The organism is Micromonospora sp. RTGN7, from assembly GCF_033804645.1.
In the GTDB taxonomy this organism is placed as follows: Bacteria; Actinomycetota; Actinomycetes; order Mycobacteriales; family Micromonosporaceae; genus Micromonospora.
In genome coordinates this window covers 52,339-68,456 of the sequence record NZ_JAPZLF010000009.1, presented here as the reverse complement: position 1 = coordinate 68,456, position 16,118 = coordinate 52,339, and the positions used below count along the sequence as shown (strand labels likewise).

Annotated in this window: 14 protein-coding genes; 6 read left to right on the top strand and 8 right to left on the bottom strand. The window is 73.1% G+C overall.

Going from position 1 to position 16,118, the window contains the following annotated elements:
- Positions 1-2: 2 nt before the first annotated feature.
- The 4 genes from SNR22_RS15330 to SNR22_RS15315 all read left to right on the top strand — a co-directional run bounded on the left by SNR22_RS15330 (position 3) and on the right by SNR22_RS15315 (position 7,079).
- Positions 3-1,496: a dihydrolipoamide acetyltransferase family protein gene (locus tag SNR22_RS15330; RefSeq protein WP_320067466.1), complete on the top strand. Its 1,494-nt coding sequence runs from the start codon at positions 3-5 to the stop codon at positions 1,494-1,496.
- A 225-nt stretch (positions 1,497-1,721) separates the two neighbouring features.
- Positions 1,722-1,859, top strand: a complete 138-nt coding sequence (locus SNR22_RS15325) for a hypothetical protein (RefSeq protein WP_242795666.1) — start codon at positions 1,722-1,724, stop codon at positions 1,857-1,859.
- Positions 1,860-2,200: 341 nt separating this feature from the next.
- Positions 2,201-5,143 carry a hypothetical protein gene (locus tag SNR22_RS15320; protein ID WP_320067243.1) on the top strand — a complete coding sequence of 981 codons (2,943 nt, stop codon included), beginning with the start codon at positions 2,201-2,203 and terminating at the stop codon, positions 5,141-5,143.
- Between the two features lie 103 nt (positions 5,144-5,246).
- Positions 5,247-7,079: an NHL domain-containing thioredoxin family protein gene (locus SNR22_RS15315; protein ID WP_320067242.1), complete on the top strand. Its 1,833-nt coding sequence runs from the start codon at positions 5,247-5,249 to the stop codon at positions 7,077-7,079.
- 63 nt (positions 7,080-7,142) lie between these two features.
- On the opposite strand, the gene SNR22_RS15310 is transcribed toward SNR22_RS15315, so the two are convergent.
- Genes SNR22_RS15310 through SNR22_RS15300 form a run of 3 tightly spaced genes read right to left on the bottom strand, consistent with a single transcriptional unit; the run spans position 7,143 to position 9,395 of the window.
- A complete protein-coding gene (locus tag SNR22_RS15310) occupies positions 7,143-7,892 on the bottom strand; it encodes a 5-oxoprolinase subunit PxpA (protein ID WP_320067241.1) in 750 nt (249 codons plus the stop codon).
- On the bottom strand, positions 7,876-8,886 hold the full coding sequence (locus tag SNR22_RS15305) for a biotin-dependent carboxyltransferase family protein (RefSeq protein WP_413775648.1): 1,011 nt from the start codon (positions 8,884-8,886) through the stop codon (positions 7,876-7,878). Before SNR22_RS15305 ends, SNR22_RS15310 begins: the two co-directional genes overlap by 17 nt.
- A complete protein-coding gene (locus SNR22_RS15300; protein WP_320067240.1) occupies positions 8,784-9,395 on the bottom strand; it encodes an allophanate hydrolase subunit 1 in 612 nt (203 codons plus the stop codon). Before SNR22_RS15300 ends, SNR22_RS15305 begins: the two co-directional genes overlap by 103 nt.
- Positions 9,396-9,500: 105 nt before the next feature.
- On the opposite strand from SNR22_RS15300, the gene trhA reads away from it, so the two are divergent.
- On the top strand, positions 9,501-10,178 hold the full coding sequence (trhA, locus tag SNR22_RS15295) for a PAQR family membrane homeostasis protein TrhA (protein ID WP_320067239.1): 678 nt from the start codon (positions 9,501-9,503) through the stop codon (positions 10,176-10,178).
- A 193-nt stretch (positions 10,179-10,371) separates the two neighbouring features.
- Here the strand turns inward: trhA and SNR22_RS15290 are convergent, their stop codons facing one another.
- Positions 10,372-10,659: a DUF6458 family protein gene (locus tag SNR22_RS15290; RefSeq protein WP_320067238.1), complete on the bottom strand. Its 288-nt coding sequence runs from the start codon at positions 10,657-10,659 to the stop codon at positions 10,372-10,374.
- A 116-nt stretch (positions 10,660-10,775) separates the two neighbouring features.
- Here SNR22_RS15290 and SNR22_RS15285 point away from each other — a divergent pair, with 116 nt between their 5' ends.
- Complete coding sequence (locus SNR22_RS15285; RefSeq protein WP_320067237.1) at positions 10,776-11,324, top strand: SixA phosphatase family protein; 549 nt, start codon at positions 10,776-10,778, stop codon at positions 11,322-11,324.
- A gap of 302 nt (positions 11,325-11,626) precedes the next feature.
- Here the strand turns inward: SNR22_RS15285 and SNR22_RS15280 are convergent, their stop codons facing one another.
- The 4 genes from SNR22_RS15280 to SNR22_RS15265 form a co-directional block, all read right to left on the bottom strand.
- Positions 11,627-11,896 carry a DUF6458 family protein gene (locus SNR22_RS15280; RefSeq protein WP_320067236.1) on the bottom strand — a complete coding sequence of 90 codons (270 nt, stop codon included), beginning with the start codon at positions 11,894-11,896 and terminating at the stop codon, positions 11,627-11,629.
- Between the two features lie 202 nt (positions 11,897-12,098).
- Positions 12,099-13,955 (bottom strand): acyl-CoA dehydrogenase, encoded by a 1,857-nt coding sequence (locus tag SNR22_RS15275; protein ID WP_320067235.1) that lies wholly within the window; start codon positions 13,953-13,955, stop codon positions 12,099-12,101.
- A gap of 149 nt (positions 13,956-14,104) precedes the next feature.
- Positions 14,105-15,232 (bottom strand): PP2C family protein-serine/threonine phosphatase, encoded by a 1,128-nt coding sequence (locus tag SNR22_RS15270; protein WP_320067234.1) that lies wholly within the window; start codon positions 15,230-15,232, stop codon positions 14,105-14,107.
- Positions 15,233-15,354: 122 nt separating this feature from the next.
- Complete coding sequence (locus SNR22_RS15265; RefSeq protein WP_320067233.1) at positions 15,355-16,005, bottom strand: septal ring lytic transglycosylase RlpA family protein; 651 nt, start codon at positions 16,003-16,005, stop codon at positions 15,355-15,357.
- Positions 16,006-16,118 lie beyond the last annotated feature (113 nt).

Genomic DNA, 16,118 nt, shown 5'->3' with positions numbered 1-16,118 from the left:
GCATGTCGCGAATCAAGGAATTCAACCTGCCCGACCTCGGTGAGGGCCTGGCCGAGGGCGAGATCCTCGCCTGGTTGGTCAAGGTGGGCGACACGATCGAGCTGAACCAGCCGATCGTCGAGGTGGAGACGGCCAAGGCCGCCGTCGAGATCCCGGCGAAGTGGGCCGGCCAGGTGCGGTCGATCTTCCACCCGGAGGGGAGCACGATCGAGGTCGGCACGCCGATCATCGCGATCGACACCGACCCGGGCGCGGGCCCGATCGAGGAGTCGACGACCGGCGCTCCCGACGCGGCGTTGCCCACCCCGTCGGCGGCCTCGCTGGCGGCGGTCGAGGTGGCCCCGAGCGAGGGTGCGGTCGAGCCGGGCCTGATCGGCGGCCCCGCCCCGGGCGGCCGCACCGCCGTCCTGGTCGGCTACGGCCCGCGCACCACGGCGGCGAAGCGCCGCCCGCGCAAGGCAGGCATCCCGGTGCAGGCCGCCTCCCCGGCCTCCCCTGCTCCGGTCCCAGCGGCCCCGGTCCAGGCGGCCCCGGTCCAGGCGGCCCCGGTCCAGGCGGCCCCGGCCGCGTCCTCGGTGAACGGCGCCGGGCGGACCGGCGGGCCGGTGCTGGCCAAGCCGCCGGTGCGCAAGCTTGCCAAGGACCTCGGCGTCGACCTGTCCACGCTGACCGGGTCGGGGCCTCTGGGCTCGGTCACCCGGGAGGATGTGCAGCTGGCAGCGAGCGGCCCCGCGACTGCGGCGGCCGAGCCGCTGACGGTGACAGCCCCGGCCACGATGGTCGCCGGCTTCGGCGCAGACCGCGAGCAGCGCATCCCCGTGAAGGGGGTACGCAAGCTAACCGCCGAGAACATGTCCCGCTCGGCGTTCACTGCCCCGCACGTGACGGAGTTCCTGACCGTCGACGTGACGCGGGCCATGAAGGCCCTGGACCGGCTTCGCGGCCGGCGGGAGTGGCGCGACGTGCGGGTCTCGCCGCTGCTGCTGGTGGCCAAGGCGGTGCTGCTGGCGGTCAAACGGCACCCGTTGGTCAACTCGACGTGGGCCGGCGACGAGATCGTGGTCAAGGACTACGTCAACCTGGGCATCGCGGCGGCCACCGGGCGCGGGCTGATCGTGCCGAACATCAAGGACGCCGGCCGGCTCTCGCTGCGCGAGTTGGCGGACGCCATGACCGGCCTGGTGCAGACGGCCAAGACCGGGAAGACCTCGCCGGCCGACATGTCCAACGGCACCCTGACGATCACCAACGTCGGCGTGTTCGGGGTGGACACCGGCACCCCGATCCTGCCCCCGGGCGAGTCGGCGATCCTGGCCTTCGGCGCGGTCCGCGAGATGCCCTGGGTGCACAAGGGCAAGGTCCGCCCGCGTCAGGTGACCACGCTGGGTCTCTCCTTCGACCACCGGATCATCGACGGTGAGCTCGGGTCGAAGTTCCTCCGCGACATCGGGGACTTCCTCTCCGACCCGGAGGCGGCGCTGCTCGCCTGGACCTGACCGGTCCACGACACCAGCAACGGCCGGTGTGCCACGGGTTAACGCCCGGCACACCGGCTGTTGCCATTTGGGGGAAGAAAGTGCCGGCCCAAGCCACCGTTGACCTACGATCCGTAGGCCGGTGTTCCAGCTCACCTAAGGATCGATGGATTTCCTGCTCGCGGTGCGCTTAAATAGAGCCAGACACCAGGGCTGACAACCGAATAGCCAGGAGGAGAGACCCAGATGAGCATGATCGAGCGAATCCGCACCCGCCGCGACGCGAACCGCCGTGCCCGCGCCATCGAGCACGCGCTGCGTTCCGCCAATTCGCCCGCGGTCCGTGACGAGCTTCTCGCCATCGCCCAGCGTCACATGAGCTGACGTCTCCTACCCTCCTCACCTCCCCAGTTCGACGACCCGCCCGGTGGACCCGGGCGGGTCGTCGGCGTTTCGGCCCGATTGACACCGGGATTCCGCCTCGGCGGCCCCGCCCGGTACGGTGGTGCTCGGTCGTCAACCGCCCGCCCGGACCCGTCGTGCCGATAGATGCTGCTCGACACCGTCCGGCGACGTGGAGTGACGACCGGTGCTCCCCGGATGCCGCGGGCGGCCACCGGATACGGTGCGGGGAGCCCCCACGGCCGGTACCGCCGGCGACGGCGGCACCCCCGCCGACGCACCGTCGGCATCGGCGGCCGACATGTGATGGAGGAGGCGCACCGATGACGTCCGAGGGCCCGCACCACCCCGGCCAAGAGCCGGACGAGGTGTCGCCGGGCACCGGCGCACCGGCGCCGTACGGCGTCGCCAACCCGGACCTGGGTTGGGCACCGCCGCCCCCCGCGACCCGGCCGAACCCGCCCGCTCCCGCCTGGGAGGCCCAGAGCGACCAGCCGGCCACCGCAGCATGGGGTGCCCCCGCAACACAGGACGCCCAACCACCGACCGCTGCGTGGGGCGCCGCCCCGCAGGGCGGCCAGCCGCCGGTCCCGGCCTGGGGCGCCTCCGCACCACAGGGTGACCAGCCGGCCACCGCAGCATGGAATGCGCCCGCAACGCGGGACGACCAGCCGCCCACCGCCGCGTGGGGTGCCCCCCCGCAGGACGGCCAGCCGCCCACCGCCGCGTGGGGTGCCACCGCAACGCGGGACGATCAGCCGGCGACCGCCGCGTGGGATGCCGCTCGGGTGCCGGGGCAGCAGCCGGAGCCGGCCCGGCCCGACGCGTGGGGTCCGCCGGCCGCCGCGCCGCAGCCCGCCTGGGGCCAGCACGACCAGCCCGCGGCGGGTTGGGAGCAGGACGACCAGCCCGGACCCGCCTGGGACCCGACCACACCGACCGACGGTCCGGCCCAGCCGTCCTGGGCCGGCCAGGCCGAGCAGCCACCGGCCGCGTGGGGCCAGCCCGCACCCGCCGCCCGGGGCGCCGCCCGTGTCCCTGTCCCTGGCCAGGGCACCCCACCCCAGGCCACCCCACCCCAGGCCAGCCCACCCCAGGACGCCTGGTCAGGCCAGGACGACCCCCACCGCTCCGGCGGCTGGAACGCTGGCGGCCAACAGGACGACGCCGGCCAGCAGGGTGACGATCCCGCCCGCCCGGGCGGCTGGGCACCCGCCGACCAGCCTGCCTTCGCCGGCCAGGCCGAGCAGGCGCAGGCCGCCTGGGGCCAGCCCGCACCCGCCGCCCGGGGCGCCGCCCGTGTCCCCGTCCCCGGCCAGGCCACCCCACCCCAGGACGCCTGGTCAGGCCAGGACGACCCCCACCGCTCCGGCGGCTGGAAGGCCGATTCCTCCCCGGCACAGCAGGACGACCCCAACCGCTCCGACGGCTGGAACGCCGGCGGCCAGCAGGACGACCCGTCCCGCTCCGGCGGCTGGGTCGCGACGAATGATCAGCCCGACGAACAGCCCCAGCAGAACGCCTGGGCCGGTACCGACGGGTCGGGCCAACCCGGCACGTGGGGCGCGGCTCCGGCGCCGCAGCAGCAGGAGGACCGGCCGGCCGGCCCGGCCTGGGCGTCGGCGGAGCCGACCTCGGCCCCGCCGGCACGAGCCACCGCCACCGTCGGCGCGGACGGACCGCACCCGTGGGGCACCCCGGTGGAGGGCCAGCAGCAGAGCCAGCAGTGGCCCGGGACGGACCGGCCCGAGCGGCCCGCCGCGCCGGAGCTGCCCCCCGTGCCGGAGGTCGAGCCGTGGGCACCGGGCGAGGCGTGGGGGCGTGCCGCCGAGGCGGAGCCCGCCGCACCCCCGTCGACCGGCAACGCCTGGGAGCCCGAGCGGTCGGAAGACCGGCCGCTGTACTCCCCGGCCCCCGGCCCGGGAATCTCGGCGGCCAACGCCGTCCCGCTGCCACCGCAGGAGCACCGGGTGCCCGGTGCCAGCCTGGCCGCCAGCCGGCCGACCGGCTTCGTGCCGCCGGCCCAGTTCGCTCCGGCCGCCGAGCCACCGGTGTCCGCCGAGCCGGCCGGGCGCGAGGGCGGGCCGTCGGCGTACGAGCCGGAGCCGGCAGGTGCCGACAACGGCTGGGGCCGTGTTGAGGAGTCGCAGTCGCCGGCCGGCCCGGTCGTACCCGTCCCCCGGGTCTCGCCGGAGGGCGGGCCGGCCGCCCGGGCCGCCGTACCCCTGCCCCAGGCCGAGGAGTCCGCGGCCGGTGCGGCGGGCAGCGTCTCGGCGAGCGCGTCCGTCCCGCTGAACAGCCGGGTGATGCCCCCGACGGACCAGGCCCTGCGGCCCGGCGGCACGCCCGCACCACAGCCCCGCGTGTACGGCCGGCCCGCCCAGCCGGAGCCGGCCGACGAGCCGGAGCAGGCGGAGGAGCACTCCTTCCACCCCGACCACAACCCGCCGCACCGCTTCGACGAGCCGGGCCAGCAGGGCCACTCCGACGAGCGCGGGTCCCAGGGCCGGTTCGACGAGCAGGCTCCCCAGGGCCGGTTCGACGAGCCCGGGCCTCAGCAGCGGTTCGACGACCGGGGGCCGCAGCGCTTCGACGAGCCCGCCCAGCAGCACGGGTACGGCGACGGGCCGGCCGCCGGGGCGGCGTCCGCTCCGGGGGCGTCCACCTTCCCGCCCGCCTTCCCGCCCGGCGTGCCGTCCTTCGTGGACCCCCCGGCCAGCAACCGCCCGGTGAACGGGGTCCGGCCGCACGACGGCGACCAGTTCGGCGGCCCGGCGGCCCCGGTCAGCGGCGGCACCACTGGGCAGGGCCCGATGCCGGGTCACGGCTCGAACCCGTTCGACGAACCAGCCTTCCCGCAGGGCCAGCAGTCCGGAACGTCCTGGGACGCGGAGCCGGAACAGGGCCGGTTCGACTCGTTCAAGCCGGACCCGGTCGAGCAGGAGACCGAGGCGCCGACGCCGAAGATCCGCAACGGGCGGGTGCTGGCCCTCGTGCTGGTGGCCGCCGTGCTGATCCTCGCGATCCCGCTCGGCCTGCTCATGCTGCTCGGCAAGGTCGGCGGCGACAAGACGTCCCCGTTCGACCCGCCGGTCGGCTCCTGCGTGAACGAGAAGGCGAAGGCGGTGGCCTGTGGCGAGGGCGCCTTCACCGTGGTATCGAAGGTCAACAAGAAGGCGGAGTGCGCCGATCTGACCCAGCCGTACGTCGATCTTCCCGGCAACGTGCCGAAGAAGGTGCTCTGCCTGAAGCCGTCCACCAAGTAGCGAACCGACGGGGGTGGGGCCCACGTGAAACCTGGTGGCACACCCCGAGTATGTTACGGGGTGTGGAGCCGACGGGGGCGTCCCCGTCGGGCAGACTGAGGGGATGAGCGCACGAGTACGGGCCCCCGAGTTGCGCGGACGGGGCTGGCTGAACACAGGTGGGCGGGACCTGAAGCTGTCCAACCTGCGGGGGAAGATCGTCGTAGCGGATTTCTGGACCTTCTGCTGTGTCAACTGCCTACACGTGCTCGACGAACTGCGCCCGCTGGAGGAGAAGTACGCCGACGTGCTGGTCGTCATCGGCGTCCACTCGCCGAAGTTCGAGCACGAGAAGGACCCGGACGCCCTCGCCGCCGCCGTCGAGCGGTACGGCGTGCACCACCCCGTCCTGGACGATCCCGAGCTGGACATGTGGCAGCAGTACGCGGCCCGGGCCTGGCCGACCCTCGCGGTGATCGACCCCGAGGGGTACGTGGTGGCCACCATGGCCGGCGAGGGCCACGCCGAGGGGCTGGCGCGGCTGATCGACGAGTTGGTCGCCACCCACGAGGCGAAGGGCACTCTGCACCGGGGCGACAGCCCGTACGTGCCACCGGGCGAACCGGAGACGACCCTGCGCTTTCCCGGCAAGGCCGTCCCGCTCAACGGTGGGAACCTGCTGGTCTCCGACTCGGCCCGGCACTCCCTGGTAGAGCTGGCACCCGACGGCGAGACCCTGGTCCGCCGGATCGGCTCGGGCGAGCGGGGGCGGGACGACGGTCCGGCGGGTGCCGCCGCGTTCTCCGAGCCACAGGGGTTGTGCCGGCTGCCGGAGCACGCGGCCGAGGTCGCCGGATACGACCTGGTCGTCGCGGACACCGTCAACCACCTGCTACGCGGCGTACGGCTGAGCACCGGCGAGGTGGTCACCGTCGCCGGCACCGGCCGGCAGTGGCGCTCGGTCGTGGACGACCACGCCCACGACGCGCTCTCGGTCGACCTCTCCTCCCCCTGGGACGTGGCCTGGTACGACGACCGGGTGATCGTCGCCATGGCCGGCATCCACCAGCTCTGGTGGTTCGACCCGATCCGCCGCACCGCCGGGATGTACGCCGGTACCACCGTCGAGGCGCTGCGCGACGGCCCGCTGGCCGAGGCGTGGATGGCGCAGCCGTCCGGCCTGTCGGTCTCGCCCGACGGCGTACGGCTGTGGATCGCCGACAGCGAGACCAGTGCGGTCCGGTACGTCGAGAACGGCGTCGTGGGCACCGCCGTCGGGCAGGGGCTGTTCGACTTCGGCCACGTCGACGGGCCGGCCGATCGGGCGCTGTTGCAGCACCCGCTGGGCGTGTGTGCACTGCCGGACGGCTCGGTGCTGGTCGCCGACACGTACAACGGGGCGGTCCGCCGCTTCGACCCGGGGATCGGTCAGGTGTCCACGGTCGCCGACGGGCTGGCCGAGCCGAGCGACCTGGTGCTGACCGCCGACGGCGGGGTGCTGGTGGTCGAGTCGGCCGCGCACCGGCTGACCCGGCTGGCTCCGGGCGCGCTGTCGGCCGCCGGGGCGAGCACCGTCGACGGCCCCCGGCACCGCACCGAACGCAAGCCGACGGAGGTGGCGGCCGGCGAGGTGACGCTGGACATCGTCTTCACCCCGGCCCCGGGGCAGAAGCTGGACGAGACGTACGGGCCGTCGACCCGGCTGGTGGTGTCGGCGTCCCCGCCGAAGCTGCTGCTGGACGGGGCGGGCACCGGCACGGAGTTGTCCCGCCGGCTGGTGGTCGACGGTGCCGTGGCCGGCGGGGTGCTTCAGGTGATTGCCCAGGCGGCGACGTGTGACGCCGACGTGGAGCACGCGGCCTGCCACCTGACCCGGCAGGACTGGGGGGTGCCGGTCCGGGTGGTCGAGGGCGGCGCCGCTCGGCTGCCGCTGGTCCTGCGCGGCCTGGACGCCTGAGCACCCGCCGCCGCTGGTCCGGTGCGCGGTTAGGGAAGGGCGAATGCATTAACGCCCTTCCTTTCACGCGAACGGGGTGAGCGTGACCCCCGCGTCGAGGAGCGCGGCGCGCACCAGAGCGGCGCACGCCACCGCGCCCGGGGTGTCGCCGTGCAGGCAGATCGAGTCGATCGGGCAGGGAATGACGCTGCCGTCGACCGCGACCACGGTCCGCTCGGTGGCCATCCGGACGGCCCGGGCGGCCACCTGCTCCGGGTCGGTGACCAGCGCGCCGTCGACCGTGCGGGGCACCAGCGCGCCGTTGGGCAGGTAGCCCCGGTCGGCAAAGCCCTCGGCGACCACCCGGATGCCCGCGCCGGTGGCGAGTTGGGCGAGCACCGAGCCGGGCAGGCAGAGCAGCGGCAGCTCGTCGTCGTAGTCCTTGACGGCGGCGACCAGCGCGGCGGCCTGCGCCTCGTCGGCCGCCGCCGCGTGGTAGAGCGCGCCGTGCGGCTTGAGGTAGCGGACCCGGGTGCGGAACGGCCGGCAGAACGCGTCGAGTGCGCCGAGTTGGTAGGTGGTCTCGTCGCGCAGCTCGGCGTAGGCGTACGCGATGTGCCGGCGGCCGAAGCCGGCGAGGTCGCGGTAGCCGACCTGGGCTCCGACGGCGACCCCGCGCTCGGCGGCGGCGGCGCAGACCCGGCGCATGGTGGATGGGTCGCCGCCGTGGAAGCCGCAGGCGACGTTGGCCGAGGTGATCAGGTCCAGCAGCGCCTCGTCGTCGCCGAGCCGCCAGATGCCGAATCCCTCGCCGAGGTCAGCGTTGAGGTCCATGGAACCTCACCGTAGTCCCTGGTCGGGCCTGCGCGAGCCCGGTCACGTCGTCCACCACTCCGACGACGGGGTACCCGCCGGTGGTGGGATGGTCGACGAGGAAGATCAACGGCTGGCCATCGGCGGGCACCTGTACCGCGCCGAGCACGATGCCCTCGCTGGGCAGCTCACCGGCGACCGCGCGGGGCAGCGGCGCGCCCGTCAGTCGCGTGCCCACCCGGTTACTCACGGCACTGATCGTGTACGCCGTGCCGAAGAGCAGGTCGAGCGTGTCCGGGGTGAACCAGTCGTCCCGGGGGCCGAGGCGCAGCCGGAGCCGCAGCTCGGTCGGCACCGGCCGCCCGACGGTCAGGTCGACGGGGGCGGGGTCGCCGGGCGGGTCGCCGAGCGGCAGGGTGTCGCCGTCGCGCAGCGGGGGCGGGCCGAGGCCCGCGAGGGTGTCGGTGGACCGGCTGCCGAGCACCGGCTCGACGGCGATCCCGCCGGCCACCGCGAGCCAGCTGCGCAGCCCCGACCGGGGCGGGCCGACCCGGACAACCGCTCCGGCCGGCACTGCCAGCGGCCGACCGACGTCGCCGGGCCGGTCGCCGACCCGGACGTCGACGTCCGCACCGGTGATCGCGACCGTGCCGGCGCGGGTCAGCCGCAGCACGCAGCCGGTCAGGGTGACCTCCAGGCCGGCGGCGGTCTCCGGGTTGCCGACCAGGCGGTTGGCCAGCCGCAGCGCCGCCGGGTCGAGCGCACCCGACCGGGGTACGCCCACATGCGCCCAGCCGGGCCGGCCCTGGTCCTGCACGGTGCTGAGCGCGCCGGCCCGGAGAACCTCCAGGACGCGGAGGGGGTGCCCGTGACCCGGGTTGAGCAGGCCGAGCCGCTGACCAGGCCGGCCGGTCACGCCGCCGCCAGCCGGACCCGGGTGCCGGGGTTGAGCCGGGCCGGTGGGTCGGCGCGTACGTCGAACAGGGTCAGATCGGTCCGTCCGACCAGCAGCCAGCCGCCCGGCGACGGCCCGGGATAGATCCCCGCGTACGGGCCGGCCAGGGCGACCGAGCCGGCCGGCACCCGGGGCCGGGGCGTGGCCAGTCGGGGCACCGCCCACCGCGCCGGCAGCCCGGTCAGGTACGCGAACCCGGGGACGAACCCGCAGAAGGCGACCCGGAACTCGGTGCCGGTGAGGCGGTGGATCACCTCGGGCACGCCCACCCCCCAGTGGCCGGCGACGACGGGCAGGTCCTCCCCGTCGTACGCGACGGGGACCTCGACCTCGTCGGCGGGCCCGGCCCGGTCGGGGGTCCGGGGCATCCAGCCGACGATGAGCGCGGCGGCCCGCTCGGGATCGGGCACCCCGTCGAGCAGCACCGTACGGGCGGCGGGGACGATCTCCACGGCCACCAGCTCGCCGGTTTCCCGGCGGTGCCACAGCTCGGCGCGCCAACCCTCCACCTGCTCGGAGTCGTCGCAGTCGAGCAGCAGGGCGTTCGTGCCGACGGGCCGGATCCGCATTCCGCCATGATCCCCGATCCGGCGGCGGGCGAGGGCGACGAATTCCTCAAACCCGCGACGGGTCGTACTACTTCAACGTAACCTACGGTGCCGTAACCTAGGGATGTGACGACCTCCGCACCGCTTCGACTCAAGCCGGTCGACATCGGTAAGCCCCGGATGCGCGGCTGGCTGCATGCCTACGCGTTCTTCGTCTCGCTCGTCTGCGGCATCGTGCTCTGCGCCGTCGCGGCCGGCCGGCCCGGCTGGGCCCCGCTGGTGAGCTGCCTGGTGTACAGCCTGACCGTGTGCGGGCTCTTCGGCACCAGCGCGCTCTATCACCGCCGGGTGTGGTCGGAGCGCGGCTACCAGATCATGCGCCGGATGGACCACTCGATGATCTTCATGTTCATCGCCGGCACCTACACGCCGTTCTGCATCCTGCTGCTGGGCACCCGGCACGCGACCATCATGCTCGCCCTGGTCTGGAGCGGCGCGCTGGGCGGCGTGGCGGTGAAACTGATCTGGCCACACGCGCCACGCTGGGTCTCCGCCCCCCTCTACCTGGCACTCGGCTGGGTGGCGGTGGCGATGCTGCCGCAGATCCTGCGCGAGGGCGGGGTCACCGCGCTGGTGCTGATCGCCATCGGCGGCGCGATCTACAGCGTCGGTGCGGTCTGCTACGCGCTACGCCGGCCCAACCCGTGGCCCACAGTCTTCGGTCACCACGAGTTCTTCCACGCCTGCACCCTGGTGGCCGCCGCCTGTCACCACATCGCGATCTACTTCGCCCTGTTCGCCTGAGCCCCGCAGCCCGGGCATGCCCCGAGGGCCCCGCGCCGTTGCGAGGCCCTCGGAAGTCTGTGTGTGCGGTTGCGCCGATCGCCATTCCCTCGGCCCATCGGCCCATCGATTGCGCCGGCCTATCGGTTGCCGGTCCATCGGTTGCCGGTCCGCCGGTTGTTGCGGTCGGGCGGTTGTTGCGGTCGGTCGGACGTCAGACCGTCCGACCCGGGCGGCGTACCTCGCGGTACTCCTGCACGACTGGCTCGCCCTGCACCGGCACGACCCGGTCGGCCACCACGCGATTGCCCTGCACCGGGGTGGTCACCACGGTCCGGCGGCCCCGGTTCCAGAAGTAGAGGGTGGTGAACAGGCTGACGATCCCAGCGAGCATCAGCACCCAGCCGACGACGCTGAGGTTCAGCCACCCCAGGTCGGCCTGTACGGCGAACGCGAAGATCGCACCCAGTGCGATGAGGAAGATGCTGGCACCAATGCCCATTGTGTCGCCTCCTTGGCTGTCAGCTGGCGCTACTACCCGCCGCGGGCCATTGATGAGGTTGCGGCACCCACCGACATACCCAGGCGCTTTGATCGTCAATCAGGCAAGCTCGGTCCATGACGGAACTCGGAGGCATGGACCGGACGCTGGTGCTGCTACGGCACGCCAAGGCGGAACCGCCGGGTGACGGCACGGACGCCGACCGACGACTGACCGCACAGGGGCACGCCGACGCAGCCGCCGCCGGTGCCTGGCTGGCCCGACACAGCCTGCTTCCCGACGTGGTGCTCTGCTCGACCGCGAGACGTACCCGACAGACCTGGCACGGGGTGGCGTCAGGCATGGCCGGCTCGCCGGACCAGACGGGGCCCGCCACCCCCGCGCCGCCGGTGCGCTACGAGCCGCCGGTGCGCTACGAGCCGGGCGCGTACGAGGCCGGGCCTGCGGGGCTGCTGACGCTGGTGCGGTCGGCCCCGCCGGAGGCTACGAAGGTGCTACTGGTCGCCCACAATCCGGGCATCTCGCTGCTCTCGGCATTCCTCGACCCACAGCGGGCAAACCAGGAGGGTCTGCGCACCACCGGCCTGGTGGTGCACCGCACCCGACTGCCGTGGGCCGAGCTCCGACACGCCGACCTAGCCACCCGCCACACCGCCCGCAGCTGAACTACCCACCCACCCCTCCCCCACCCAGCCCTCCCCCACCCAGCCCCCACCCACCCCCGGCCCACGCCTCCCCACCCCACCTGACCTCGGTGATCATGAAGTTATAGCCAAAGACACGCCGGCCGGACGGCAATAACTCCATGATCACCGAGCCGGGGGCGGGCCGGGGCGGGGGCGGGCGGTGGGGAGGGCGGGGCGGGGGCGGGGCGGGGGTGGGCGGTGGGGAGGTGGGCGGTGGGGAGGTGGGGGATGGTGGAGCAGGGGCCCCGGTGCGATCGGGGCCCCTGCTCGCACCGGGGCGCTCAGGACGGGGGTGCCGTGGGCGGCGGTGGGTCGGGCGGAGGCGGCATCATCGCGGTCGGATGCGACAGCCGGTTCTCCTCCACGATCAGGGTGCGCGCCCGCTTGCGCCGGTCCTGCCAGAACCAGAGCGTGGTGAGCAGCACGGCGAGGCCCGCCAGGATGAGCACCCAGCCGACCGCGCGCAGGTCCACCCACCAGACGTTCGCCCGGATGGCGAAGGTCAGGATCGCGCCGATGACGATCAGGAAAATTCCGCTACCAATGCCCATGTGCGCTGCACCCCCACGTGCGGTGGCTCTGGGCGTTCACTGACGACGTCCGCGCCACGGTTACCCGCCCGGACCGGCAACTACCCGGGACAGGCTCGGCGATAGCGGCAGAGGCCACCCGGACCGGCACGAACACGACAGCGGCCGGCGAGCAATTACGCTCACCGGCCGCCAGGTGTCGCCGTGGTGGTGCCTCAGCGACTCAGAATGCCTCCTCCGGGAGGTCCATCAGGTCGAGGTCGACGTTCTCGATGATCCGCCGGTCCGCGCCGATGCGCGGCAGCACCTCGCCGGCGAAGAACTTCGCCGCGGCCACCTTGCCGGTGTAGAACGCCTTGTCGGCGGCGGAGACCTCGCCGGCCAGGGCGCGCAGGGCGACGTCGGCCTGCCGCTGGAGCAGCCAGCCGACGACCAGGTCGCCGATCGCCAGCAGGAACCGGCGGCTGCCCAGGCCGACCTTGTGCAGCGTCCGGGGGTCGCCGGCCTGCGCCTCGCCCAGCCAGCCGGTCAGCACCCCGATCATGTTCTGGATCTCGGCGAGCGCCTTGCCGAGCGCCTGCCGCTCCTGCTTGAGCTGGCCGTTGCCGCCCTCGGAGGTGATGAACTCCTGGATCTCGCCGGCCACCGTCATCAGGGCCTTGCCGTTGTCCCGGACGATCTTCCGGAAGATCAGGTCGAGGCTCTGGATGGCCGTGGTGCCCTCGTACAGGGTGTCGATCTTGGCGTCCCGGACGTACTGCTCAAGGGGGTAGTCCTGGAGGAAGCCGGAGCCGCCGAACGTCTGGAGCGACTCGTGGCTGAGCATCTCGTACGCCCGCTCCGAGCCGACACCCTTGACCAGCGGCAGCAGCAGGTCGTTGACCCGCTTGGCGATCTTCGTCGCCTCCTCGTCGCCGGCCGCCTCGGCCATGGTCACCCGGTCCTGCCAGGAGGCGGTGTAGCAGACCAACCCGCGCAGGCCCTCGGCGTACGACTTCTGAAGCATCAGCGAGCGGCGCACGTCCGGGTGGTGGGTGATGGTGACCCGGGGCGCGGCCTTGTTGGCCTGCTGGATCAGGTCGGCGCCCTGCACCCGGTTCTTCGCGTACTCCAGGGCGTTGAGGTAGCCGGTGGAGAGGGTGGCGATCGCCTTGGTACCGACCATCATCCGGGCGTACTCGATGATCATGAACATCTGCCGGATGCCGTCGTGCTTGTCGCCCAGCAGCCAGCCCTTCGCCGGCGCACCGTGCTCGCCGAAGGTCATCTCGCAGGTGTTGGAGACCCGGATGCCCATCTTGTGCTCGACGTTGGTGGCGTAGACGCCGTTGCGCTCGCCCAGCTCGCCGGTCTCGGAGTCGAAGTGGTACTTCGGGACGATGAAAAGCGACAGGCCCTTGGTGCCCGGGCCGCCGACGCCCTCGACGCCGACCGGGCGGGCCAGCACGTAGTGCACGATGTTCTCGCTCAGGTCGTGCTCGCCGGAGGTGATGAAGCGCTTCACGCCCTCGATGTGCCACGACCCGTCCGGCTGAGGGACGGCGCGGGCGCGGCCGGCGCCGACGTCCGAGCCCGCGTCCGGCTCGGTGAGCACCATGGTGGAGCCCCACTGCTTCTCGATGAAGAGCTTGGCCCACTTCCGCTGCTGCTCGTTGCCCTCGGTGTTCAGCAGGGGCGCGAACGACGGGCCGGAGGAGTACATCCAGATCGGGGCGTTCGCGCCGAGCACCAGCTCGGCGAGCGACCACCAGAGGATGCGCGGCGCGTTGGTGCCGCCCAGCTCCGCCGGGAGGTCCAGCCGCCAGAACTCCGAGTCCATGTACGCCTGGTACGACTTCTTGAACGACTCCGGCAGCGGGGCGGTGTGCGTGGCCGGGTCGAAGACCGGCGGGTTCCGGTCACTGTCCGTGTAGCTGGCGGCCAGGCTCTCGCGGGCGAGGCGGTCCATCTCGGCGAGGAAGGTGCGGGCCGTGTCGACGTCGAGATCGGAGTATGGCCCCTGGCCGAACACCCGATCCGCCCCGAAGACCTCGAACAGGTTGAACTCGAGGTCCCGCAGGTTGCTCTTGTAGTGGGTCATGCTGCTGGCCCCGCTTCCGGACAGGTGTTACCGATCAGTAACCCAGACTGTATTACTCACCGGTAGGCAACGACAAGCCGCTCGCTGAAGTGACGGCAATTACACACCTGTGCTTCGTGTGCCCACGAGGCGTCGGGCCGGCGGGCCAGTCAGCCCTCGGCGGCGCCAACTTCCCAGCTCGGCACCGGTGCGGTCGCCGTGCTGCTCGGGCCGGCGTACTCCATCAGGACCAGGGCGATGTCGTCGTCGAGCCGACCGTGTACCCACTCCACCAGGGCGGTCTCCAACGACGCCAGCCCGTCGCCGACCGTCCCGTGGCCGAGCAGCCGCCAGGCCCGGTCCGCCGTCGGGAAGAACTCGCCGTCCCGGCGTGCCTCGCCCAGGCCGTCGGTGAAGAGCAGCAGCCGGTCGCCGGGTTCCAGGCGCTCGACCCGGGGCCGAACCACCGGCATGAAGCCCAGCGGCGGGGCGGGCGCCGGCGGTTCGAGGGAGATCACCGCGCCCCGGCGCAGCAGCAGCGGCGCCGGGTGGCCGCAGTTGACGATGGTCAACGTCCCGCCGCGCTCCTCGACCAGGGCGGCGGTCACGAAGTCCTCGTCGCCGACGTTCCGGGCCACCGCCCGGTCCAGATCGGTCACCACAGCACGCAGGTCGGCCCGTTCGTACGCCACGTGCCGGTAGGAGCCGAGCACGATGCTGGCCAGCCGGACGGCGTCCAGCCCCTTGCCCCGGACATCACCGATGATCATGCGCACGCCGTACGGGGTGTCGATCGCCTCGTACAGGTCGCCGCCGATCTCGGCCGTCGCCGTCGACGAGATGTAACGCCCGGCCACCGCCAGGTTGCCCACCTGCGGGCCGAGCGGACGCAACACCGCCTGCTGGGCCACCGCCGCCAGCTTGGACAGCTCGGCGATCTGCTCGGCCTGGCGCTGCCGGACGGCGGCCACCACCGTCGCGATCGCGGTGGCCAGCGCGATGCCGGCCACGTTGACCGCAGTCACCAACGACCTGGTCGGCTCCATGAAGGCGAAGGCGGACCCGATGACGTTGGCGAGGACCCCCACCCCGATCACGACCCGCCAGGAGGCGAGCGCGGCGGCGAGGAAGGGCGCGGCGACCATGAGGGCGATGTAGTGCGCCGGACGTCCGTCCGCCAACTCCACCGCGGAGATGACCGCGAGCAGCACGAGGGCCGCGCCGAGGCCGGCGCGGGATCCGGGGCTCAGCGGGCCTCGGCCCGGCTGAAAGGCATGTGTGCGTACGAGGGACAGCATGCCTGATGGACGTGAGCCGGTGAATGAGCCTGGCCCGTCGTCCCAGGATGTTCTGCCCGCCCGGGCTGCGGTGCGACCCACCCGGCACCGCCCACCCCTGCCCCGGCACCCCGGTCACCGCGTCAGCCCAGGACCTCGTACTTCACCGTGAGCGCGCCGACGTCGACCGAGGCGATGGTCGCGAACGCGGCCCGGGACAGGTCGATGCAGCGGCCGTCGATGAACGGACCGCGGTCGTTGATCCGGACGGTGACCGACTTGCCGTTCGCCGGGTTCGTCACCCGGACCTTGGTGTTGAAGGGCAGGGTCTTGTGCGCGGCGGTCAGCTCGCCGGGGTTGAAGGTCTCTCCGTTGGCCGTGAGCTGCCCCTCGGCGTAGAAGGACGCACCGCAGGAGCCGCTGTCGACGACCGTGCTGGTCGGGGCCGGCTTCTTCGTCGTGGCGACTGGCTTCTTGGTCGTGGCGGTCGGCTTCGGCGCGGCGGTGCGGGCCTTGCCCCGGGAGGCGGCCTGGGACCGGGTCACCTGCGGGCTGGCGGTGACCGTGGGCGACGGGCTGGCGCTCGGCGAGAGGCTGGCGCTCGGCGACGCCGGGGCGATGGGGGCGCTCGCCGGGCTCTCGGCGATGACCTGCCGGGAGGTCGCCGGCTCGCCGGAGGTGAGTTGGACGGCGCCGACGGTCCCGCCGACGACGAGCGCGACGCCGACGGCGGCGGTGGCCGCGATGCCGGCCGGCGAGGAGAACATACGAATTCGGGAGTGCCTACCAGCCACAGGCCCGGTCCTTTCGTCGTGGAGAACAAACCGGCCCGGACCGTAACGAGAGAAGCACTTCCGAAGTCAACGTGATCACGGTGGTATGAGGGCATTTGCTCGCATACGTGTAG